The following is a 21166-nucleotide window of genomic DNA, read 5'->3' on the forward strand; positions in this document are numbered from 1 at the left end:
GCCGGTGCCGGCGGCGTTCGCCGCACTCGGGCTGCAGGTGCTGGAGCGCGGCTGGCTGTCGGCCAACAACGTCGTGTTCGAGGCGCGGCCCGGTTCGCCGTCGGCGGTGGTCGATACCGGCTACGTCAGCCATGCCGACCAGACGCTGGCGCTCGTCGACACGCTGTTGCCCGGCGGGCCGGCGCGAATCATCAACACCCACCTGCATGCCGACCACTGCGGCGGCAACGCGGCGCTGCTGGCCGGCGGGGCCGAAGCCTGCTGGGTGCCCGAGCCGCTGCTGCAGGCCGTCAACCAGTGGGACACCGGCGGCGCGCTGAGCTTCGACGCCATCGACCAGCGCTGCGCCCGCTTCACCGCGCACCACGGCCTGGCCGACGGCCAGCGGCTGCGCCTGGGCGGCGCGGACTGGCAGGTGCATGCCGCGCCCGGCCACGACCCGGACGCGGTGATGCTGTTCGAGCCCACGCAGCGGGTGCTCATCTCCGGCGATGCGCTGTGGGAGCGGCGGGTGGCCATCGTCTTTCCCGAACTGGTGGGCGAGGACGGCATCGGCGCGGCGCGCCAGGCGCTGGACCGCATCGAGCAGCTGGCGCCGCGCATCGTCATCCCCGGTCACGGCGCGCCGTTCACTGACGTGGCCGATGCGCTGGCCGGGAGCCGCGAGCGCCTGGCGCTGTTCGCCGGGCAGCCGCTGGCGCACCTGCGCTATGCACTGCGGGCGCTGGTGATGTTCAACCTGCTGGAGCACCGCCGCCGGCCGCGGGCCGACTTGTTGCACTGGATGACGGTCACGCCGCTGCTGGCCGAGCTGGCGCGCCGGCTGCCGGAAGACACCTCGCCCGACGACTTCGCGGCCGACAACCTCGACCGCCTGCTGCACGACCGCACGCTGGTGGCCGACGGTGCCGACGTGCGCCTGCCGTAGCCGGCCCTGCCGGCGCCTTCAGCCGCTGATGTTCAGCGGGATGGTGACGGGGCCATCGTTCAGCAGCCGCACCTGCATGTCGGCGCCGAACTCGCCCGCCTGCACCAGCGCATGCTGCGCCCGGGCGCTGGCCAGCACCGCCTCATAGAGCTGGCGACCCAGCGCCGGCGGCGCCGCGTTGGTGAAGCTCGGGCGGTTGCCGCCGCGGGTGTCGGCCGCCAGCGTGAACTGCGAGACGATCAGCAATCCGCCGCCAATGTCCTGCACGCTGCGGTTCATCTTGCCGGCCTCGTCGCTGAAGATGCGCAGCTTCAGCAGCTTGGCCACCAGCTTGTCGGCCACAGAGGGCGTGTCGGCCGGCTCGGCGCACACCAGCACCAGCAGCCCGGGCCCAATCTGCCCGACCACCCGGCCATCGACCGTGACGGAGGCTTCGGCCACCCGCTGGATGACGGACAGCACCGGCGCGTCAGCCCAGCGTCACGCGGGCGAACTTGCGCTTGCCCACCTGCAGCACGTAGATGCCGGGCTCCACCCGCAGGCCCTTGTCGGACAGCACCGTGCCGTCGATGCGCACGCCGCCCTGCTCCACCATGCGCAGGGCTTCGCTGGTGGAAGGCACCAGGCCGGCCTGCTTGAGCAGCGCGCCGATGCCCAGCGGCCCGCCGGACAGCGACACCTCCGGAATCTCGTCCGGCACGCCGCCACGGGCGCGGTTCTGGAAGTCCTGCTCCGCCGCCTCGGCCGCCGCCGCACTGTGGAAGCGCGTGGTGATCTCCTTGGCCAGCAGCACCTTGGCGTCCTTCGGGTTGCGCCCGCCTTCCACCTCGGCCTTCAGCTTCGCGATCTCGGCCTCGGAGCGGAAGCTCAGCAGGGTGAAGTACTTCCACATCAGCGTGTCGCTGATCGACAGCAGCTTGGCGAACATGCTGTTCGCCGGCTCGGTGATGCCGATGTAGTTGTTCTTGCTCTTGCTCATCTTCTCGACCCCGTCGAGGCCTTCCAGCAAGGGCATGGTGAGCACGCACTGCGGCTCCTGGCCGTATTCCTGCTGCAGATGGCGGCCCACCAGCAGGTTGAACTTCTGGTCGGTGCCACCCAGCTCGAGGTCGCTCTTCAGCGCCACCGAGTCGTAGCCCTGCATCAGCGGGTACAGGAACTCGTGCACGCTGATCGGCGTGTTGGCGCTGTACCGCTTCTGGAAGTCGTCGCGCTCCATCATGCGGGCCACCGTGTAGCGTGCGGCCAGCTGGATCATGCCGCGCGCGCCCAGCGCGTCGCTCCACTCGGAGTTGTAGCGGATCTCGGTTCGCGCCGGGTCCAGCACCAGGCTGGCCTGCTGGTAGTAGGTCTGCGCGTTCGACTCGATTTGCTCCTTGGTCAGCGGCGGCCGGGTGGCGTTGCGGCCAGAGGGGTCGCCGATCATCGAGGTGAAGTCGCCGATCAGGAAGATCACCTGATGCCCCAGGTCCTGCAGCTGGCGCATCTTGTTCAGCACCACGGTGTGGCCGATGTGGATGTCCGGCGCCGTGGGGTCCAGCCCCAGCTTGATGCGCAGCGGCGTGCCGGTGGCCTCCGACCGTTGCAACTTCTTCAGCCACTCGGCCTCGGGCAGCAATTCGTCGCAGCCGCGCTTGCTGACGGCGAGCGCCTCCAGAACGCGGTCGGAAGTCACGGCGTCATTCACATTTCTTGACATGGAGGGCTTGTAAATCCGGTGGTCCGGCCTACTCGAACGGGGGGTGGGCCGATATACTTGTAGGACAACGAGAACACGTCCCTATCGACGGCGTCCGACTCTTGATCTCGCTTCAATTCTAGCGAGGCCCTTCGGACGCTTTTTTCCGACCCCGTGGCCCGGCTGATCGTGCCGGCGCTACACGAATCTCGGGGCCCGTCGTCCCGCCAACTCAAATTGGAACAATTGGGAACGCTGGCGCGTGTCGGTACCGCCGTTGAAAATTTCACAAGACGACATCCCCGCGGCATCACTGCCGCCGTCGTCACTTTCCTGGCCGGGGTCTCGGCTACCGCATTCGGCATCGCCCCGATGGCGCCCGATGCGTCGGACCTGCCGCAGCGCATCGTCAGCGAACAGGTGCTGCACGAGCCGCTGGACAGCCAGCTGGAAGCCCTCGCCGCGCAAGGCCTGGAGCTCAGCCGCAGCGACCTCACGCGCGGCAGCGACACCGCCGACAGCCTGCTCAAGCGCCTGGGCGTGAGCGATGCGTCCGCGGCCGGCTTCCTGCGCCGCGACCCGGTGGCCCGCCGCCTGCTGGAAGGCCGGCCGGGCAAGATGGTGCAGGTGGTGGCCGACGCCGATGGCCAGCTGGTGAGCCTGGTGGCCCGTTATCCGGCCGAAACCACGGACAACACCGCCAGCCACTTCACCCGCCTGAGCATCCAGCGTGACGGCAGCGGCCTGCGCAGCAGCGTGGCCGTGGCGCCGCTGCAATCGCAGGTGCGGCTGGCCAGCGGCACGATCCAGAGCTCGTTCTTCGCCGCCAGCGACGAAGCGCAGATCCCCGACGCGATCGCTGCCCAGATGGCGGAGATGTTCGCCGCCGACATCGACTTCCACCGCGAACTGCGCAAGGGCGACACCTTCAGCATCGTCTACGAAGCGCTCACCGCCGACGGCGAGCCGATCACCTGGAACCAGGGCACCGGCCGAGTGCTGGCCGCCGAGTTCGTCAATGGCGGCAAGGCGTACCAGTCGCTGTGGTACCGCGACGCCTCCGGCCGCGGCGCCTACTTCGGCTTCGATGGCCAGAGCAAGCGCCGCACCTTCCTGGCCAGCCCGATGGAGTTCTCGCGCGTCACCTCCGGTTTCGCGATGCGCTTCCATCCCATCATGCAGACCTGGCGCGCCCACCGCGGCGTGGACTACGGCGCGCCCACCGGCACCGCCGTGCGCACCGTGGCCGATGGTGTCGTCACCTTCGCCGGCGTGCAGAACGGCTACGGCAACGTGATCGAAGTGCGCCATAGCAACGACCGCAGCACGCTGTACGCCCACCTGTCGCGCATCGGCGTGCGCAAGGGCGACCGCGTGAGCCAGGGCGAGACCATCGGCGCCGTGGGCGCGACGGGCTGGGCCACCGGCCCGCACCTGCACTTCGAGTTCAAGGTGGATGGCCAGCAGCAGGACCCGCTGAAGATCGCCAAGAACGCCGAAGCGGTGACTGTGTCGTCCGCCCAGCGGGCCGACTTCACCGCCCGCGCGCTGAACTACAAGGCGCAGCTGGCGCTGGCCCAGACCATCGCAGGCAACCACGGCGACGGCGACTGAGCCGCCGGCCGCCCGCATGCCGCGGCCCGTCAACGCCTGCGCGCCAGGCCTGTACATCGGCCTGATGTCCGGCACCTCGCTGGACGGCGTGGACGGCGTGCTCGTCCATGTCGAGGGCGGCGGCCGCGCCCTGCAGGTGCTGCACCACGTGCATGCGCCCTTCAGTGCCGCCCTGCGGCAGGAGCTGCTGGCACTCAACCAGCCCGGCGACAACGAGCTGCACCGCGCGGCGCTGGCCGCCAACGCATTGGCCGAGGCCTATGCGCAGCGGGTGGAGGCACTGCTGCCGCATGCCGGCGACGCGCCGGTGCAGGCCATCGGCGCCCATGGGCAGACGGTGCGCCACCGCCCCGGTGAATTCGATGGCAGCGGCTACACGCTGCAGTTGCTCAACGGCGCCCTGCTGGCCGAGCGCTGCGGCATCGACGTGGTGTGCGACTTCCGCTCCCGTGACGTGGCGGCCGGCGGCCAGGGCGCGCCGCTGGTGCCGGCCTTCCATGCCGCCTTGTTCGCGCGCAGCGGTCAGGCCACGGCCGTGCTCAACCTCGGTGGCATCGCCAACCTGACGCTGCTGGGCGCCAGCGGCAGCATCACCGGCTTCGACTGCGGCCCGGCCAATGCGCTGATGGACGCCTGGTGCGAGCGCCACACCGGCCAGCCCTACGACGCCGAGGGCGCCTGGGCCGCCACCGGACGCGTACTGGAAGATCTGCTGGCCCAGTGGCTCGCCGAGCCCTTCTTCAGCCGCACTCCACCCAAGAGCACCGGCCGTGACCTGTTCGACCCCGGATGGCTGGTCCGCGAGGTGCCCGCCGGCCACCGGCCCGAGGACATCCAGGCCACGCTGGCGGAACTGACGGTGCGCCCCATCGCCGCGGACCTGGCGCGGCATGCGCCGGATACCCGGCAGCTGTGGGTGTGCGGCGGCGGCGCCTACAACTGGCACCTGATGGGCCGGCTGGCCGACCTGCTGCCCGGCGTGGGCGTAGCCGCCACCGACGAGGCCGGCATCGACGTGATGCATGTGGAAGCGGCCGCCTTCGCCTGGCTGGCGCAGGCCTTCAAGGAGCAACGCCCCGGCAACCGCAAGGAGGTCACCGGGGCGCTGGGGCCGCGTGTGCTGGGCGCCTGGCACCCGGGCGCCTGAGAAGGCGCCGGGCGCTGGCCGCGCCGATCAGGCCGAGAAGCTGGAGCCGCAGCCGCAGGTGGTGGTGGCGTTCGGATTCTTGATAACGAACTGGGCGCCCTGCAGGTCGTCCTTGTAGTCGATCTCGGCGCCCATCAGGTATTGCAGGCTCATCGCGTCGATCAGCAGCGTCACGCCGTTCTTGCTCATCTGCGTGTCGTCTTCGTTCACGATCTCGTCGAAGGTGAAACCGTACTGGAAGCCCGAGCAGCCGCCGCCCTGCACAAACACGCGCAGCTTCAGCTCAGGGTTGCCCTCCTCGTCGACCAGCTCCTTCACCTTGCCGGCGGCACTGTCGGTGAAGATGATCGGTGCCGGCATTTCATCGGCGACGGGCGTGGCAATCGGTTCGGCTACAGCGTTCATGGGAGCTCCTTCCAAGAGGACATGCGGTCAAACCGCTTGCGTTCAAGCCGGATTATCGGCGCTGGGGCCTGACCCCACGCAAATTCGGGCTTGTGCGGGCGGAATGGCCACGGTACGGGGCGAAAAAAGCCGCCCGGAGGCGGCTTTCGATGCGCAGCAGGCGCGATCAGCGCTTGCTGAACTGCTTGCGACGGCGGGCGCCGTGCAGGCCGACCTTCTTACGCTCGACTTCACGCGCATCACGCGTCACGAAGCCGGCGTTGCTCAGCTCGGGCTTCAGCGCCGCGTCGTAGTCGATCAGCGCGCGGGTGACGCCGTGGCGCACCGCACCGGCCTGGCCGCTTTCGCCGCCGCCCTGCACGTTGACCTTGATGTCGAAAGCCTCGACGTTGTTCGTCAGGAACAACGGCTGCTTGACGATCATGATCGAGGTCTGGCGGCCGAAGTACTCCTCCACCGGCTTGCCGTTCACCGTGATCTGGCCCGTGCCCTTCTTTATGAAGACACGTGCGACAGACGACTTGCGACGGCCCGTTCCGTAGTTCCAATTGCCGATCATCTCAGCTCCTTAGATTTCCAGCGTCTTGGGCTGCTGAGCGGTGTGCGGGTGGGTGTCACCGGCATAGACCTTCAGCTTCTTCACCATCGCGTAGCCGAGCGGACCCTTCGGGAGCATGCCCTTCACGGCCTTTTCCAGGGCACGGCCGGGGTGCTTGGCCTGCATGTCCTTGAACTTGGTCGCGTAGATGCCGCCCGGGAAGCCCGAGTGCCGGTAGTACACCTTGTCGTTGGCCTTGTTGCCGGTGACACGGAGCTTGTCGGCGTTGATGACGATGATGAAATCACCGGTGTCGACGTGAGGCGTGTAGATGGCCTTGTGCTTGCCGCGCAAACGGAGTGCCACTTCGCTGGCAACACGTCCGAGCACCTTGTCGGTGGCGTCGAGCACAAGCCACTCGTGCTTCACTTCGGCCGGCTTGGCGCTGAAGGTCTTCATGAGAGGTCTTTCAATGTGGGCGCGCCGGCATGGCACACCCGGAAACGGACTTTCGTTTGCGTGTCGGCTTCTTCGGTGCCACTCTCACGAGGTGGCCTCTCAGTCACTGCCGTGGCAGGCACGGCGCGCAAGCAAACGTCCCGTCCGTCGGAGGGAAGCCCGCGAGTATATGCGGTTTTGACAAGGCAGTGCCACGGTTCCGGGGCGCTGAGTGACTCACCCAGCAACGCCGCGTCCCGCGACCGCCTACAATACTAGGGTAAATACTGACGCGATACCGCGCCACGGAGCCTCCATGAACACTCGCACCGCCACTCCCACCGCCGCTCCCGGCAAGGCGGCGAGCTACCGCTGGCTGCCGGTGCGTTCCCTGGCGCAGCGGCACCGCCCGCGCATCCTGTCGCATCTGCTCAGCCTGGATCCAGCCGACCGCTACCTGCGCTTCGGCTATGCCGCGTCGGACAGCCAGGTGGGCCGCTACGTGGACGGCATCGACTTCGTGCACGACGAAGTGTTCGGGGTGTTCAACCGCCGGCTGGAACTGGTGGCGCTGGCGCACCTGGCCTACCTGAGCCCGGTGCCGGGCCAGCCGCCGGCGGCGGAGTTTGGCGTGTCGGTGGTGGGCAGCGCCCGCGGCCGCGGCTTTGGGGCGCGCCTCTTCGAGCATGCGGTGCTGCATGCCCGTAACCGTGGCATCACCACGCTGGTGATCCATGCGCTGAGCGAGAACACCGCCATGCTGAAGATCGCGAGCAACGCAGGCGCGGTGGTGGAGCGCTCGGGCTCCGAAGCGGAAGCGCGGCTGAAGCTGCCGCCGGAGGACCTGGTGTCCAACGTGGAGCAGTTGCTGGGCGACCAGGCTGCCGAGATCGACTACCGGCTGAAGGTGCATGCACGCCAGGTGAACGCCCTGCTCGAGGGCATCTCGTCGGTGAAGTCGTACTTCGGCGTGACCGGCCGCGGCGCCAGCGAGTGATGGGCGCCGGCGCGGCCGCGGGCCTTAACATGCCCGCTCCGCATTTCCGTGCTGCCGTGGGGCACCGCACCTCTGCCGTTTGACCGATGCTGCAGTCGTCACCGTGGTTTGTCGCTGGCGCCATCCTGCTGTTGGGCACCGTGCTGATCGCCGTGGTCGCGTGGCGGCGCAGGCGCCTGACGGCCCGCCGGCCGATGCTGCCCGACGAATGGCCGCTGGCGCCGCGCCCGGTGTTCAGCGCCGAGGAGCGGCAGGTGTACCGCCAGCTGCGGGAAGCCTTGCCGCAGCATGTGGTGCTGTCCAAGCTGCCGCTGGTGCGCTTCTGCCATCCGCACGACCCCGGCCGCATCCGCTACTGGTATGAGCTGATCGGTGCGCTGAACGTCTCGTTCGCCATCTGCACCGGCAGCGGCCGCGTGCTGGCGGCCATCGACATCGAATCGCCCAGCCTGCGCTCGCGACGCGGGCAGCGCATCAAGCAATCGGTGCTGGCGGCCTGCGAGGTGCGCTACCTGCGCTGCAAGGCCGATGCGCTGCCGACGATTCCCGAGCTGCGTTCGCTGGTGCCGCCCGCTGGCGCCGCGGCCCCGGCCCCTTCCACGCCCACCCGTGGCCGGAACAGCGCAGCAGCGGCTGGCCCGAGTCCAACGGTTTCATCGACTCCTTCTTGACCGGCTACCGGCGCTCCAATCCGCCCCCCGACCAGAACGGGCCGCCTTCCCGCAACGGCACCACAGGACGCTGAACATGCCCGGTTACTCCGAACTCGACCCCGGCGCGGTGCTGGAGGCGCTGGACGCCGTCGGCCTGCGCGGCGACGGCCGCCTGCTGCAGCTCAACTCGTACGAGAACCGCGTGTTCCAGGTCTTCCTGGAGGACGGCGACGTGGTGGTCGCCAAGTTCTACCGTCCCGGCCGCTGGACCGACGCGCAGATCCTGGAGGAGCACGCCTTCGCGCTGGAACTGGCGCAGGCCGAGGTGCCGGTGATCGCGCCGCGTGTGCTGCAGCCTGCGCCCGACACGCCGGTGCCGGTGGCGCTGGCTGGCGACCCGCCGACGCTGGCCACGCTGGGCACTGCAGCCGCGCCACACCGCTTTGCGGTGAGCGACCGCAGCGCCGGGCGCGCGCCCGAGCTCGAAGACCCGCTGGTGATGGAGTGGCTGGGCCGCTTCCTGGGCCGGCTGCATGCGGTGGGCGCCACCGCGCCGTTCCAGCATCGCCGCACGATGGACGTGGCCACCTTCGGCACCGCCGCGCGCCAGCGGCTGCTGGACGGGCGCTTCGTGCCCGAGCCGCAGGACGTGCTGTGGGCCGCCGCCAGCGAGCAGGCCCTCGCGCTGGCGCAGCAGGCCTTCGACCGCCTGCCTGGCGCGCGCCAGCTGCGGCTGCATGGCGACTGCCACCCCGGCAACATCCTGTGGCGCGACGAAGGCCCGCACGTGGTCGACCTGGACGACGCCTGCAACGGGCCTGCGGTGCAGGACCTGTGGATGCTGCTGTCGGGCGACCGGCCGACGATGTCGATGCAGTTGGAGTCGCTGCTGGAAGGCTACGAAAGCTTCATGCGCTTCGACCGCCGCGAGCTCACGTTGATCGAGCCGCTGCGCACGCTGCGCATGATCCACCACAGCGCCTGGATCGCAGAGCGCTGGGAAGACCCCGCCTTCCCGGCGGCCTTCCCGTGGTTCGGCACCGCGGCCTACTGGCAGCAGCAGACGCAGCAGCTGCGCGAGCAGATCGAGGCCATGGGGGAATAGCGCCCCCGAGCTCGCTTCGCTCGCGCCCCCCGAGGGGAGCCCCGTTCCTTGGGGCGGCCCGGCGGAACGGGGAGTGGCCCGCGCCATCAGGCCGTCAGCAGCCGCGTCACGCGCTGCACATGGTCGGCCGGGCTTTCCAGCTGGCCGCCCTCGGCCAGCCAGGCCTGGTCGAACAGCAGGTTGGCCAGGTCGTCGAAATGGGACTCGTCCGCCTCCAGCCGCTTGACCAGCGCATGCGACGGGTTCACTTCCAGGATGGGCTGGGTCTTGGGCGCCTGCTGGCCGGCCTGCTTCAGCATGCGGGCCAGGTGGGCGCTCATGTCGCCTTCCTCCACCACGATGCAGGCCGGCGAATCGACCAGGCGGCTGGTGGAACGCACGTCCTTCGCGCGGTCCTTCAGCGCGGTCTTGAGCTTTTCCAGCACCGGCTTGAAGGCCTCGGCGGCTTCCTCGGCCTGCTTCTTCTCCTCGTCGTCCTGCAGCTTGCCCAGGTCGACCGCGCCCTTGGCCACGCTCTGCAGCGGCTTGCCTTCCACCTCGTACAGGTGCGAGAGCATCCACTCGTCGACGCGGTCGGTCAGCAGCAGCACCTCGATGCCCTTCTTGCGGAAGATCTCGAGCTGCGGGCTGCTCTTGGCGCCGGCCAGACTGTCGGCGGTGATGTAGTAGATGGACTCCTGGCCTTCCTTCATGCGGCCGATGTAGTCGGCGAAGGACACGCCCTCGTCGGCCTGCGTGGAGGCGAAGCGCAGCAGCTTGACCAGGCGCTCCTGGTTGGCATGGTCCTCGCCCACGCCTTCCTTCAGCACCGCGCCGAACTCGTTCCAGAACGAGGCGTACTTGTCCTTCTGGTTCTCGGCCACGTCCTCCAGCATGCTCAGCACGCGCTTGGTGCTGCCTTCGCGGATGGCCTTCACGTCGCGGCTTTCCTGCAGCAGCTCGCGGCTGACGTTCAGCGGCAGGTCGGCCGAGTCGATCACGCCCTTGACGAAGCGCAGGTACACCGGCATCAGCGCCTCGGCATCGTCCATGATGAAGACGCGCTTGACGTACAGCTTCACGCCGCCGCGCTTGTCGCGGTTCCACAGGTCGAACGGCGCCTTGGCCGGCACGTACAGCAGCTGGGTGTACTCGCTGCGGCCTTCCACGCGGTTGTGCGTGTAGGCCAGCGGCGCTTCGGTGTCGTAGCTGATCTGCTTGTAGAACTCCTGGTACTCGGCGTCGGTCACGTCGCTCTTGCTGCGGGCCCACAGCGCGGCGGCCTTGTTGACCGTCTCCCATTCGTCCTTGACGACCTGCTTCTTCTCCTCGGCGTCCCACTCCTCCTTCTTCATCAGGATGGGCAGCGAGATGTGGTCGGAGTACTTGCCGATGATCGACTTCAGGCGCCAGGTGCTGAGGAATTCGCTCTCCTCGTCGCGCAGGTGCAGGATGACGTCGGTGCCGCGCTCAGGGCGGTTGATCGTCTCCACCTCGAACTGGCCGGAGCCGTCGCTGCTCCAGCGCACGCCCTGGTCGGCGGGCAGGCCGGCGCGGCGGCTTTCCACGGTGATGCGGTCGGCCACGATGAAGCCGGAATAGAAGCCCACGCCGAACTGGCCGATCAGGTTGGCGTCCTTCTTCTGGTCGCCCTGCAGCTTGCTCATGAACTCGCGCGTACCGCTCTTGGCGATGGTGCCCAGGTGGGCCACGGCCTCGTCGGCGCTCATGCCGATGCCGTTGTCGCGGATGGTGAGGGTCTTGGCCTCGGCGTCGAACCACACGCGCACCTCGAGGTTGGGCGCGTCCTCGTACAGCGCGTTGTTGTCCAGCGCCTCGAAGCGCAGCTTGTCGCAGGCGTCCGATGCGTTGGAGACCAGCTCGCGCAGGAAGATTTCCTTGTTCGAGTACAGCGAGTGGGTCACCAGATGCAGGATCTGCTGGACTTCGGCCTGGAAGGCAAGTGTTTGTTTTTCCATGATCGTTCGAGTGTTGCCGACAAGGGGTGGAACAGGTGATCGCGATTTTGGGTCAGCGCGCCGGGTTTCAACGGGGGCGCCGCGCTGCGCTCAAGTGACGCAGCGGCGCCGCCGATACCGTGCCTGACCTCCCGGTTTGCTCGCTAGCCGTTCCGCGACCCTCCGGGTCCCTCTTGGCTAGCACTCCTGCAAACCGCGCATGAACCTTCTCCAACGCCTGTCGATCCCTGGCAAGCTCATCGCCGCCTCCGTGGCAACCGTGGCCATCTCGATGGCCATCCTGACCGCCAGCGGCTTCTGGACCACCCGCAACGCCCTGTATGGCGTGCTGGAAAAAAGCACAGGCGCCCTGGCCGACAGCTATGCCAGCGGCATCGCCACCTGGGTGGCCGACAAGACCGGCGTGCTGCGCGCCATGGTCCCCACCGCGCTGACCGGTGATCCCGCTCCGGCGCTTGAACTGCTGCGGCAGTCGGGCGCCTTCGACACCGCCTATGCCGGCTATCCGGACAAGCGGGCGGTGTTCTCCAAGCCGCAGAACACGGTCGCCAACTACGACCCCACCTCCCGGCCCTGGTACCAGGCCGCGGCTGCCGCGGGCAAGGCCGTGCTCACCGCGCCCTACCGCGACGCGCAGACCGGCCAGCTGGTGGTGACCTTCGCTGCGCCCGTCATCCGGGGCACCGAGCTGGCGGCGGTGGTGGCCGGCGACATTCCGCTGCGCGAGGTGAATGACGCAGTCAAGGCCATCCGGCCATCGCCCAACAGCTTCGGGTTCGTGGTCGACCAGTCGGGCCTCATCGTCTCGCATGCCGACGCCGACCGTGCGCTGCAGCCGGCCACGGCCCTGTCGCCCGACCTGCGGCCGGACAAGCTGGCGTCGCTGCGCTCGGCCGATGCCTTCGTGGCGATGCAGATCGGCGAGCGCGGGTACTGGATGACCGCCCGCAGCATTCCCGGCACCGACTGGACGCTGCTGGTGGCCGTGGACCAGGCCGACGCGCTGGAGGGCTTTGCCGCCGTGGGCACCACCCTGGGCGTGCTGGGCCTGGTGGTGCTGGCCATGACGGCGGTGGCGCTGGGCGTGTTGACCCAGCTGCTGCTGCGTCGATTGCGCCGCCTGCGTGCCGCGCTGCGCGACATCGCCAGCGGCCAGGCCGACCTGACGCGCCGCCTGAGCACGAACGGCAACGACGAGCTGGCCGACGTGGGCCGGCATTTCAATGCCTTCGCGGACAAGATCGCCGCCATCCTGCAGGGCGTGCGGGGCGCCACCGCGCTGGTGAACACCGCGGCGTCGGAGATCGCCGCCGGCAACGCAGACCTCTCGGGCCGGGCCGAGCAGACGGCCGCCAACCTGCAGCTCACCGCCAGCTCCATGGACCGGCTGACCGGCACCGTGCGCCAGACCGCCGAGTCGGCCACCGTGGCCAATGGCCTGGCCTCCAGCGCGGCCAATGCGGCCTTGCGCGGCGGCAACGTGGTGGGCCAGGTGGTGACGACGATGGAGGCCATTTCGGACAGCTCGCGCAAGATCGTCGACATCATCGGCACCATCGACGGCATCGCCTTCCAGACCAACATCCTCGCGCTCAATGCCGCGGTGGAAGCCGCGCGCGCCGGCGAGCAGGGCCGCGGCTTCGCGGTGGTGGCGGCCGAGGTGCGTTCGCTGGCCAAGCGCTCGGCCTCGGCCGCGCAGGAAATCAAGGTGCTGATCGGCGACAGCGTGGGCAAGGTGGAGGACGGCGCCCGCCTGGTGCAGGATGCCGGCAGCACCATGCAGGACATCGTGCACAGCGTGCGGCGCGTCACCGACATCATCGGCGAGATCACCGCGGCCACCACCGACCAGAGCCACGGCATCGGCGAGGTGGGCACCGCGATGGCCGAGCTGGACCGCATGACGCAGCAGAACGCCGCGCTGGTGGAGCAATCGGCCGCCGCCACGCAGAGCCTGAAGCAGCAGGCCGACCGGCTGGCGGAGGTGGTGGCCGGCTTCAAGACCTGACGGGCCACCAGGCTTGCTGCGCTCTACAGGAAGCGTTCGAGCAGTCGGCGGGAGCCGCGGTCGAGCGCCCGCCAGTCGGGCACGGTGAAGAAGATGCCGTGGCTGCTGGCGATCATCAGCATGCCGTCATTGCCCACGCGGCGGATGTCCTCCTCGCCCTTCAGCTCGAAGCGCGTGGGGCCGCGGTCGGTGTCCACCTCCCACAGGGCTGGGCGTGGAAAAGGTGGACACGGTGCGGATGCGCTGGATCTTCGGCGAGAAGTCGCGCTGCGCCAGCTCCTCGGCGATCAGTGCGCGCACCGGCGCCGGCAGCGCGGCCAGGCGGTCGATCCACACCGCCTCGCGGCCCTCCGCATTCACCAACGAGATGCCTTCGTCGGGCGCGGCCAGCGGGAACGCCCGCACCGGCAGCACGCCCTCGTGGCGCATGCCGTCGGCAGTGGTCAGCACCAGCCGGCCGAAGCCGTCGCGCTGCAACTGGAAGTCTTCAAGCGTGGCCATGCTCAGGCTCCTGCAGGATGGGCTGCATGGGCGGGCTCGCGCTCGGGCGGCACGTCGTCGGCGTCCACCCGCCGCGCCTGCGCCTCATACAGCCGCCAGTAGTGGCCTTGCTTGTCGATCAGCTCATCATGCGGGCCGACTTCCACCACGCGGCCGCGGTCCATCACCACCAGCCGGTCGGCCTTGCGCAGCGTGGACAGCCGGTGCGCGATGGCAATGGTGGTGCGGCCCTGCACCAGGTTGTCCAGCGCCTTCTGGATCTCGCCTTCGGTCTCGGTGTCCACCGACGAGGTGGCTTCATCCAGGATGAGGATGCGCGGGTCGATCAGCAGCGCGCGGGCGATGGAGATCCGCTGGCGCTCGCCGCCGGACAGGCCCTGGCCGCGCTCGCCCACCAGCGAGTCGTAGCCGTGCGGCAGCCGCAGGATGAACTCGTGCGCATGGGCCGCGCGGGCGGCGGCGATGATCTCCTCGCGGCTGGCCTCGGGCCGGCCGTAGGCGATGTTCTCGGCGATGGTGCCGAAGAACAGGAACGGCTCCTGCAGCACCAGGCCGATGTGGCGCCGGTAGTCGGCCACGCCGAAGCGGCGGATGTCGGTGCCGTCCACCTCGATGGCGCCATCGGTCACGTCGTAGAAGCGGCAGATCAGGTTCACCAGCGTGCTCTTGCCCGAGCCGCTGTGGCCCACCAGGCCGATCATCTCGCCGGGGCGGATGTCCAGGTCCAGCCCGCGGATGACCGAGCGGCTGCCATAGCGGAAGCCCAGCCCGCGCATGCGGATGCCGCCGCGCGGGTTCGTGATCGGCACCGGCTGCTCGGGGTCGGGCACGTTGGACACATGGTCCAGGATGTCGAAGATGCGCTTGGCACCGGCGGCGGCTTTCTGCGTGACGGAGACGATGCGGCTCATCGAATCCAGCCGGGTATAGAAGCGGCCGATGTACGCGATGAAGGCCGTGAGCACGCCCACGGTGATCTTGCCGTCGGACACCAGCCAGATGCCAAAGGCCCACACCACCAGCAGGCCGACGTCGGTGAGCAGCGAGACGGTGGGCGAGAACAGCGACCAGGTCTTGTTGAGCCGGTCGTTGACCGCGAGGTTCAGGCGGTTGGCGGCCTTGAAGCGATCGGCCTCGCGGCGCTCCTGCGCGAAGGCCTTGACCACACGGATGCCGGGGATGGTGTCGGCCAGCACGTTGGTGACGTCGCCCCACACGCGGTCGATCTTCTCGAAGCCGGTGCGCAGCCGGTCGCGCACCAGGTGGATCATCCAGGCGATGAAAGGCAGCGGTATCAGCGTGACCAGCGCCAGCCACGGATTGATCGAGAAGAGGATGGCCGAGGTCATGCCGATCATCAGCACGTCGGTGGCGAAGTCCAGCGCATGCAACGACAGGAAAACGCTGATGCGATCGGTTTCCGAGCCGATGCGCGCGATCAGGTCGCCCGTGCGCTTGGCGCCGAAATAGTCGAGCGACAGGCGCAGCAGGTGCTCGAAGGCCGCGGTGCGTAAGTCGGCCGCGATGCGTTCGGACACCAGCGCCAACAGCCAGGTGCGTGCCCAGCCCAGCCCCCAGGCCAGCACCGCCGAGCCCAGCAGCCCGGCCAGCAGCGAGAACACCAGCCAGGAATCGATCTGCTGTCCGTTCTGGAACGGGATCAGCACATCGTCCATCAGCGGGATGGTGAGGTAGGGCGGCACCAGCGTGGCCGCGGTGCTGGCCAGCGTGAGCAGGAAGCCGCCGATCAATTGCTTGCGGTACGGCCGCGCGAAGCGGCCCAGCCGCAGCAGCACCCAGGTGGAAGGCACCTCCACCGCCTCGCGGCTGAAATCTTCGGGCTCGAAGGCATCGGCGTCCGCGTCGTCGGGCTCGCCACGGTGCAGCCGCGCCAGTTGCCGCTCCACCTGCGCCATCCACTGCAGGGCCTGGACGTTCACCGCCAGCGTGAAGCGCCATTGGGCCACCCGGCGCTGGTGGTCGTGCAGCTCGAGGGTGCCCACGCCGGCATGGTCGGTATGCCGCAGGTGCAGGTCGGCTGCCAGCGGCCACTCGGCCCAGCCGTCCGCGCTGCCCGCCATCAGCCGACGGTCGGTGAGCACCAGCAGGCCGGGCGCGAAGCGCTGGCGGGCATCGAGGTCAACCTCCAGCGTGGCCAGCACGTTCTCGTCGCTCGCCAGCAGCGAAGGCAGGGCGGTGATCAGGGAAGACGCGCCAGGCGCGCCGACGGTGAGTGATTGTTCTTGGAGGGGTTGCATCGGCAGGCCGGCCCAGGCGATGGCCAGGCAGACGGATTCTGAACCATGCCCGCAACGCACCAACGCGGCCGCCGGCCGACAAGGCGGCCGTCGCACGACGCACAATCCCCTCAGACCACCCGGCCTCGCGGCACAACCCCCTGCGGACCCATGAGCAAATTCCAAGACATCCGGCTGCTGCGCATCAACTACCTGCGGGGGCCCAGCATCTGGACCTACCGCCCCGTGCTCGAAACCTGGCTCGATCTCGGCGAGCTGGAGAACCATCCCTCCAACCTGCTGCCCGGCTTCAACGACCGGCTGTCGGCGCTGCTGCCGGCGCTGGTCGAGCACCACTGCGGCGTGGGCGAGCGCGGCGGCTTCCTGCAGCGGCTGCACGAAGGCACCTGGATGGGCCATGTGCTGGAGCATGTGGTGATCGAGCTGCTGAACCTGGCCGGCATGGCCACTGGCTTCGGCCAGACGCGCAGCACCTCGCAGACGGGCGTCTACCGCATGGTGTTCCGCGCACGGGACGAGCATGTGTCGCGCACCGCGCTGGCCTGCGGTCATCGGCTGCTGATGGCCGCGATCAACGACGAGCCGTTCGACGTGCCGGCCGCGGTGGCGCAGATCCGCGACCAGCTGGACGACACCTACTTCGGCCCCAGCACCGCGTCCATCGTGTCGGCCGCCACCGACCGCCGCATCCCGCACATCCGCCTGAACGGCGGCAACCTGGTGCAGCTGGGCTACGGCATGCGCCAGCGCCGCATCTGGACGGCCGAGACCGACAAGACCGGCGCCATTGCCGAGAACATCGCCGGCGACAAGGACCTGACCAAGCGCCTGATCGCCGGCTGCGGCGTGCCGGTGCCCGAAGGCAGCACCGCCGACAGCCCGGCCGAGGCCTGGGAAGCGGCCGAGGACATCGGCCTGCCGGTGGTCGTGAAGCCGCTGGACGGCAATCACGGCCGCGGCGTGAGCCTGGACCTGAACACCCGCGAGGAAGTCGAGGCCGCCTGGACGGTGGCCGATGCCGAAGGCAGCGGCGTGATCGTCGAGCGCTACATCCGCGGCGACGAGCACCGGCTGCTGGTGGTGGGCAACGAGGTGGTGGCCGCCGCCCGCGGCGAGAGCCTGTGGATCACCGCGGACGGCGAGGCCACCGTGCGCGCGCTGGTGGACAGCCAGCTCAACACCGACCCCCGCCGCGGCGAGGCGGAGGAGTTCCCGCTGGAGTTCATCAACCTGGACAAGGACGCCGTCACCCGGCTGCTGCTGCAGCGCCAGGGGCTGGCGCCCGAGTCGGTGCCCGAGGCCGGCCGCCGCGTGCTGATCCAGCGCAATGGCAACGTGGCCATCGACTGCACCGACGACGTGCATCCCGAGGTGGCGCGCGTGGCCGCGCTGGCCGCACGGGTGGTGGGCCTGGACATCGCCGGCATCGACCTGGTGGCCGAGGACATCCGCCGCCCGCTGCATGTGCAGGGTGGCGCCATCGTCGAGGTGAACGCCGGCCCCGGCCTGCTGATGCACCTGAAGCCCGCGGTGGGCATGCCGCGGCCGGTGGGCCGCGCGGTGGTCGACCACCTGTTCCGCGAGGGCGAGGACGGCCGCATTCCCATCGTCGGCGTGGCCGGCACCCGCAACACCGCGCTGGTGGCGCGGCTGGTGGCCTGGCTGCTGCAGCTCAGCGGCCGGCACGTGGGCCTGGCCTGTCGCGAGGGCCTGTTCCTCGAGCGGCGTCGGGTGGAAGGCGGCGACGCCACCCGCTGGGACAGCGCCCAGCGCCTGCTGATGAGCCGCAGCGTGGACACCGCGGTGATCGAGAACGGCCCGGTCGAGATCCTGAACGACGGCCTGGCCTACGACCGCTGCGACGTGGGCATCGTCACCGACCTCGACCTGCCCGAGGCGCTGCGCGAGCCGCTGGCGCAGCACGACTTCTTCGAGGCCGAGCAGCTGGTGAAGGTGCTGCGCACGCAGGTGGACGTGGTGCTGTCGCACGGCACCGCGGTGCTGAACGCCGCCGACGAGCGCGTGGCCGCACTGGCCGAGCTGTGTGATGGCGACACCATCCTCTACGGCATGGACCCGCAGCTCATCGCCATCGACAAGCACCGCGGCACCGGCGCCCGCGGCGGCCGCGCGGTGTTCGTGCGCGACGGCCGCGTGGTGCTGGCCACCGGCAGCGCCGAGACGCGGCTGGCGCCGGTGCAGCGCATGGCGCTGGGCCGCGGCGCCGCGCACGACCCCATCGACACCGAAGCCCTGCTGGCGGCCATCGCCGCGGCCTGGGCCCAGGATGTTCCGCCCGACCTGATGATCGCCGGCATCGAGACCTTCGCCGCCGACGTGCCCACCGCCGCCTGACCTTCCGCACCAAGCCCATGCAAGTCTCCCGCATTCGCGCGCTGCGCGGCCCCAACCTCTGGACCCGCAACACGGCCATCGAGGCGATCGTCAAATGCTCGGACAAGGCGCTGACGCTCTCGCAGCGCGACGACTTCGAGGACCGCGTGCGCCAGCGCTTCCCGGCCATCGGCGCGCTGCGGCCCAGCACCGGCGCGGCGTCGCTGGCCCATGTGCTGGAAGCCGCCGCGCTGGCGCTGCAGAAGGAGGCCGGCTGCCCCGTCACCTTCAGCCGCACCTCGGCCACGGTGGACGAAGGCGTGTACCAGGTGGTGGTGGAGTACAGCGAGGAAGCCGTCGGCCGCATGGCGCTGGAAGAGGCGCACCTGCTGGTCACCGCCGCGCTGGAAGGCACCGACTTCGACATCGATGCCGCCATCCACCGCCTGCGCGAGAAGGACGAGGACGTGCGCCTGGGCCCCAGCACCGGCTCCATCGTCAACGCCGGCCTGGCGCGTGGCATTCCGTACCGCCGGCTGACCGAAGGCAGCCTGGTGCAGTTCGGCTGGGGCGCCAAGCAGCGCCGGATCTGGGCCGCGGAGGTGGATTCCACCAGCGCGGTGTCCGAGGCCATCGCCCAGGACAAGGACCTGACCAAGAAGCTGCTGCGCGCGGCCGGCGTGCCGGTGCCCATCGGCCGCCCGGTGGACAGTGCCGACGACGCCTGGGCCGTGGCCCAGGAAGTGGGCTTGCCGGTGGTGGTGAAGCCGCAGGACGGCAACCAGGGCAAGGGCGTGACGGTGAACATCGTCAGCCGCGAGCACCTGGAGGTGGCATACCGCGCCGCCGAGGAATACGGAACAGTGATGGTCGAGAAGTACCTGCCCGGCTGCGACTACCGCATGCTGGTGGTGGGCGACCAGCTGGTGGCCGCCGCCCGGCGCGACCCGCCGCACGTCATCGGCGACGGCGAGCACACCGTGCGTGAGCTGGTGGACCGCGTGAACGCCGACCCGCGCCGCGGCGAGGGTCATGCCACCTCGCTCACCAAGATCCGCTTCGACGAGATCGCGGTGGCGCGGCTGGCCGAGCAGGGTTTGACGGAGCAGTCGGTGCCGGCCATCGGCCAGCGCGTGATCCTGCGCAACAACGCCAACCTGTCCACCGGCGGCACCGCCACCGACGTGACCGACGACGTGCACCCCGAGGTGGCCGCGCGCGCGGTGGCTGCGGCCCGCATGATCGGCCTGGACATCTGTGGCGTGGACGTGGTGTGCGAAGGCGTGCTGGAGCCGCTGGAGGACCAGCACGGCGGCGTGGTGGAGGTGAATGCCGCACCCGGCCTGCGCATGCACCTGTCGCCCTCGTACGGCAAGGGCCGTGCGGTGGGCGAGGCCATCATCAACCACCTGTTCCCGCCCGGTGAAGACGGCCGCATCCCGGTGGTGGCCGTCACCGGCACCAACGGCAAGACCACCACCGCGCGCCTGATCGGCCACCTGCTGGCCAGCGACGGCTACCGCGTGGGCATGACCAACACCGACGGCGTGTACGTGGAAGGCCGGCAGATCGACAGCGGCGACTGCAGCGGCCCGAAGAGCGCGCGCAACGTGCTGGCCCATCCCGACGTGGACGCCGCCGTGTTCGAGACGGCCCGCGGCGGCGTGCTGCGCGAAGGCCTGGGCTTCGACCGCTGCCAGGTGGCGGTGGTCACCAACATCGGCGCCGGCGACCACCTGGGGCTGAACTACATCACCACGGTGGAAGACCTGGCGGTGCTCAAGCGCGTGATCGTGCAGAACGTGGCGCCCACCGGTTATGCGGTGCTCAACGCCGCCGACCCCATCGTGGCGCAGATGGCCGCCACCTCGCCGGGCAAGGTGATCTTCTTCGCGGCCGACCGCCACCATCCGGTGATGGCCACGCACCGCGCGCAGGGCGGCCGCACCGTGTACGTGGACGACGGCTCGGTGGTGGTGGCCGAAGGCAGCTGGCGCGAAAGCATCTCGCTGCGCGACGTTGCCGTTGACGCGCGCCGGCACCATCGGCTTCCAGGTGGAGAACGTGCTGGCGTCGGTGGCCGCGGCCTGGGGCCTGGGCCTGGACCTGGCGGCCATCCGCAGCGGCCTGGCCAGCTTCGTCAACGATGCGCACAACGCGCCCGGCCGCTTCAACGTGATGGACTTCCGCGGCGCCACCGTGATCGCCGACTACGGCCACAACCCCGACGCGATGCGCGCGCTGGTGCAGGCGGTGGACGCCATGCCGGGCAAGCGCCGCAGCGTGGTGATCAGCGGTGCCGGCGACCGCCGCGACCAGGACATCCGCGACCAGACGGTGATCCTGGGCGACGCCTTCGACGAGGTGATCCTGTACCAGGACGCCGCCCAGCGCGGCCGCGCCGACGGCGAGGTGATGGCGCTGCTGCGCGAAGGCCTGTCGCAGGCCCGCCGCACCCGGCACGTGGAAGAGATCCGCGGCGAGTTCATCGCCATCGACCATGCGCTGGACCGACTGCAGCCCGGCGACCTGTGCCTGGTGCTGGTGGACCAGGTGGAGGAAGCGCTGGCCCACCTGGACCAGCGCATCAAGGCCGGCTGAGCC

General features: G+C 69.6%; 15 protein-coding genes and 2 pseudogenes. 9 read left to right on the plus strand and 8 right to left on the minus strand.

The features are described 5' to 3' along the window. The first annotated feature begins 4 nt into the window (after nucleotides 1-4). Nucleotides 5-928 (plus strand): MBL fold metallo-hydrolase, encoded by a 924-nt coding sequence (locus tag LRS14_RS11190; RefSeq protein ID WP_257799575.1) that lies wholly within the window; start codon nucleotides 5-7, stop codon nucleotides 926-928. 18 nt (nucleotides 929-946) lie between these two features. Here the strand turns inward: LRS14_RS11190 and dtd are convergent, their stop codons facing one another. Next, on the minus strand, nucleotides 947-1390 hold the full coding sequence (gene dtd, locus LRS14_RS11195; protein WP_257799576.1) for a D-aminoacyl-tRNA deacylase: 444 nt from the start codon (nucleotides 1388-1390) through the stop codon (nucleotides 947-949). Nucleotides 1391-1397: 7 nt separating this feature from the next. After that, nucleotides 1398-2627 carry a tyrosine--tRNA ligase gene (tyrS, locus tag LRS14_RS11200; protein WP_257799577.1) on the minus strand — a complete coding sequence of 410 codons (1230 nt, stop codon included), beginning with the start codon at nucleotides 2625-2627 and terminating at the stop codon, nucleotides 1398-1400. Nucleotides 2628-2978: 351 nt separating this feature from the next. On the opposite strand from tyrS, the gene LRS14_RS11205 reads away from it, so the two are divergent. Together LRS14_RS11205 and LRS14_RS11210 are read left to right on the plus strand one after the other, a co-directional pair. Beyond that, nucleotides 2979-4220 carry a M23 family metallopeptidase gene (locus LRS14_RS11205; protein WP_257799578.1) on the plus strand — a complete coding sequence of 414 codons (1242 nt, stop codon included), beginning with the start codon at nucleotides 2979-2981 and terminating at the stop codon, nucleotides 4218-4220. Between the two features lie 16 nt (nucleotides 4221-4236). Further along, nucleotides 4237-5367, plus strand: a complete 1131-nt coding sequence (locus tag LRS14_RS11210; protein WP_257799579.1) for an anhydro-N-acetylmuramic acid kinase — start codon at nucleotides 4237-4239, stop codon at nucleotides 5365-5367. Between the two features lie 27 nt (nucleotides 5368-5394). Here the strand turns inward: LRS14_RS11210 and erpA are convergent, their stop codons facing one another. From erpA to rplM, 3 genes are all read right to left on the minus strand, one after another. Continuing rightward, nucleotides 5395-5772 carry an iron-sulfur cluster insertion protein ErpA gene (gene erpA / locus LRS14_RS11215; protein WP_046112775.1) on the minus strand — a complete coding sequence of 126 codons (378 nt, stop codon included), beginning with the start codon at nucleotides 5770-5772 and terminating at the stop codon, nucleotides 5395-5397. A gap of 166 nt (nucleotides 5773-5938) precedes the next feature. After that, complete coding sequence (gene rpsI, locus LRS14_RS11220; protein ID WP_257799580.1) at nucleotides 5939-6331, minus strand: 30S ribosomal protein S9; 393 nt, start codon at nucleotides 6329-6331, stop codon at nucleotides 5939-5941. A 9-nt stretch (nucleotides 6332-6340) separates the two neighbouring features. Next, complete coding sequence (rplM, locus tag LRS14_RS11225; RefSeq protein WP_257799581.1) at nucleotides 6341-6769, minus strand: 50S ribosomal protein L13; 429 nt, start codon at nucleotides 6767-6769, stop codon at nucleotides 6341-6343. Between the two features lie 295 nt (nucleotides 6770-7064). Between rplM and LRS14_RS11230 the strand changes: the two genes are divergently transcribed. The 3 genes from LRS14_RS11230 to LRS14_RS11240 all read left to right on the plus strand — a co-directional run bounded on the left by LRS14_RS11230 (nucleotide 7065) and on the right by LRS14_RS11240 (nucleotide 9503). Beyond that, nucleotides 7065-7745, plus strand: coding sequence for a GNAT family N-acetyltransferase (locus LRS14_RS11230; RefSeq protein ID WP_257799582.1), 681 nt, complete (start codon nucleotides 7065-7067; stop codon nucleotides 7743-7745). Between the two features lie 86 nt (nucleotides 7746-7831). Beyond that, on the plus strand, nucleotides 7832-8416 hold the full coding sequence (locus tag LRS14_RS11235; protein ID WP_257799583.1) for a DUF2726 domain-containing protein: 585 nt from the start codon (nucleotides 7832-7834) through the stop codon (nucleotides 8414-8416). Nucleotides 8417-8492: 76 nt separating this feature from the next. Further along, nucleotides 8493-9503: a serine/threonine protein kinase gene (locus LRS14_RS11240; RefSeq protein WP_257799584.1), complete on the plus strand. Its 1011-nt coding sequence runs from the start codon at nucleotides 8493-8495 to the stop codon at nucleotides 9501-9503. Nucleotides 9504-9589: 86 nt separating this feature from the next. Here the strand turns inward: LRS14_RS11240 and htpG are convergent, their stop codons facing one another. Next, complete coding sequence (htpG, locus tag LRS14_RS11245; protein WP_046112780.1) at nucleotides 9590-11461, minus strand: molecular chaperone HtpG; 1872 nt, start codon at nucleotides 11459-11461, stop codon at nucleotides 9590-9592. A 199-nt stretch (nucleotides 11462-11660) separates the two neighbouring features. On the opposite strand from htpG, the gene LRS14_RS30245 reads away from it, so the two are divergent. After that, nucleotides 11661-13469 (plus strand): methyl-accepting chemotaxis protein, encoded by a 1809-nt coding sequence (locus tag LRS14_RS30245; protein WP_310740819.1) that lies wholly within the window; start codon nucleotides 11661-11663, stop codon nucleotides 13467-13469. A 23-nt stretch (nucleotides 13470-13492) separates the two neighbouring features. Here the strand turns inward: LRS14_RS30245 and LRS14_RS11260 are convergent. Both LRS14_RS11260 and LRS14_RS11265 read right to left on the minus strand, forming a co-directional pair. Further along, a pseudogene (locus tag LRS14_RS11260) lies at nucleotides 13493-13970 on the minus strand (DUF1854 domain-containing protein). Nucleotides 13971-13972: 2 nt separating this feature from the next. Continuing rightward, complete coding sequence (locus tag LRS14_RS11265) at nucleotides 13973-16228, minus strand: ABC transporter ATP-binding protein (protein ID WP_257799585.1); 2256 nt, start codon at nucleotides 16226-16228, stop codon at nucleotides 13973-13975. Between the two features lie 150 nt (nucleotides 16229-16378). Between LRS14_RS11265 and cphA (LRS14_RS11270) the strand changes: the two genes are divergently transcribed. Both cphA (LRS14_RS11270) and cphA (LRS14_RS11275) read left to right on the plus strand, forming a co-directional pair. Continuing rightward, nucleotides 16379-18583, plus strand: coding sequence for a cyanophycin synthetase (gene cphA, locus LRS14_RS11270; protein ID WP_257799586.1), 2205 nt, complete (start codon nucleotides 16379-16381; stop codon nucleotides 18581-18583). Between the two features lie 17 nt (nucleotides 18584-18600). Next, nucleotides 18601-21163 (plus strand): annotated as a pseudogene (cphA, locus tag LRS14_RS11275) (cyanophycin synthetase). The last annotated feature ends 3 nt before the right edge of the window (nucleotides 21164-21166 follow it).

Origin of the sequence: Aquincola sp. J276 (genome assembly GCF_024700035.1) — a bacterium.
In the GTDB taxonomy this organism is placed as follows: domain Bacteria; phylum Pseudomonadota; class Gammaproteobacteria; order Burkholderiales; family Burkholderiaceae_C; genus Aquincola; species Aquincola tertiaricarbonis.

Coding starts and splice junctions, on each gene's coding strand:
- tyrS (WP_257799577.1), bottom strand. CDS start 2,627: ATGTCAAGAAATGTGAATGACGCCGTGACTTCCGACCGCGTTCTGGAG.
- LRS14_RS11205 (WP_257799578.1), top strand. CDS start 2,979: ATGGCGCCCGATGCGTCGGACCTGCCGCAGCGCATCGTCAGCGAACAG.
- LRS14_RS11210 (WP_257799579.1), top strand. CDS start 4,237: ATGCCGCGGCCCGTCAACGCCTGCGCGCCAGGCCTGTACATCGGCCTG.
- erpA (WP_046112775.1), bottom strand. CDS start 5,772: ATGAACGCTGTAGCCGAACCGATTGCCACGCCCGTCGCCGATGAAATG.
- rpsI (WP_257799580.1), bottom strand. CDS start 6,331: ATGATCGGCAATTGGAACTACGGAACGGGCCGTCGCAAGTCGTCTGTC.
- rplM (WP_257799581.1), bottom strand. CDS start 6,769: ATGAAGACCTTCAGCGCCAAGCCGGCCGAAGTGAAGCACGAGTGGCTT.
- LRS14_RS11230 (WP_257799582.1), top strand. CDS start 7,065: ATGAACACTCGCACCGCCACTCCCACCGCCGCTCCCGGCAAGGCGGCG.
- LRS14_RS11235 (WP_257799583.1), top strand. CDS start 7,832: ATGCTGCAGTCGTCACCGTGGTTTGTCGCTGGCGCCATCCTGCTGTTG.
- LRS14_RS11240 (WP_257799584.1), top strand. CDS start 8,493: ATGCCCGGTTACTCCGAACTCGACCCCGGCGCGGTGCTGGAGGCGCTG.
- htpG (WP_046112780.1), bottom strand. CDS start 11,461: ATGGAAAAACAAACACTTGCCTTCCAGGCCGAAGTCCAGCAGATCCTG.
- LRS14_RS30245 (WP_310740819.1), top strand. CDS start 11,661: ATGAACCTTCTCCAACGCCTGTCGATCCCTGGCAAGCTCATCGCCGCC.
- LRS14_RS11265 (WP_257799585.1), bottom strand. CDS start 16,228: ATGCAACCCCTCCAAGAACAATCACTCACCGTCGGCGCGCCTGGCGCG.
- cphA (WP_257799586.1), top strand. CDS start 16,379: ATGAGCAAATTCCAAGACATCCGGCTGCTGCGCATCAACTACCTGCGG.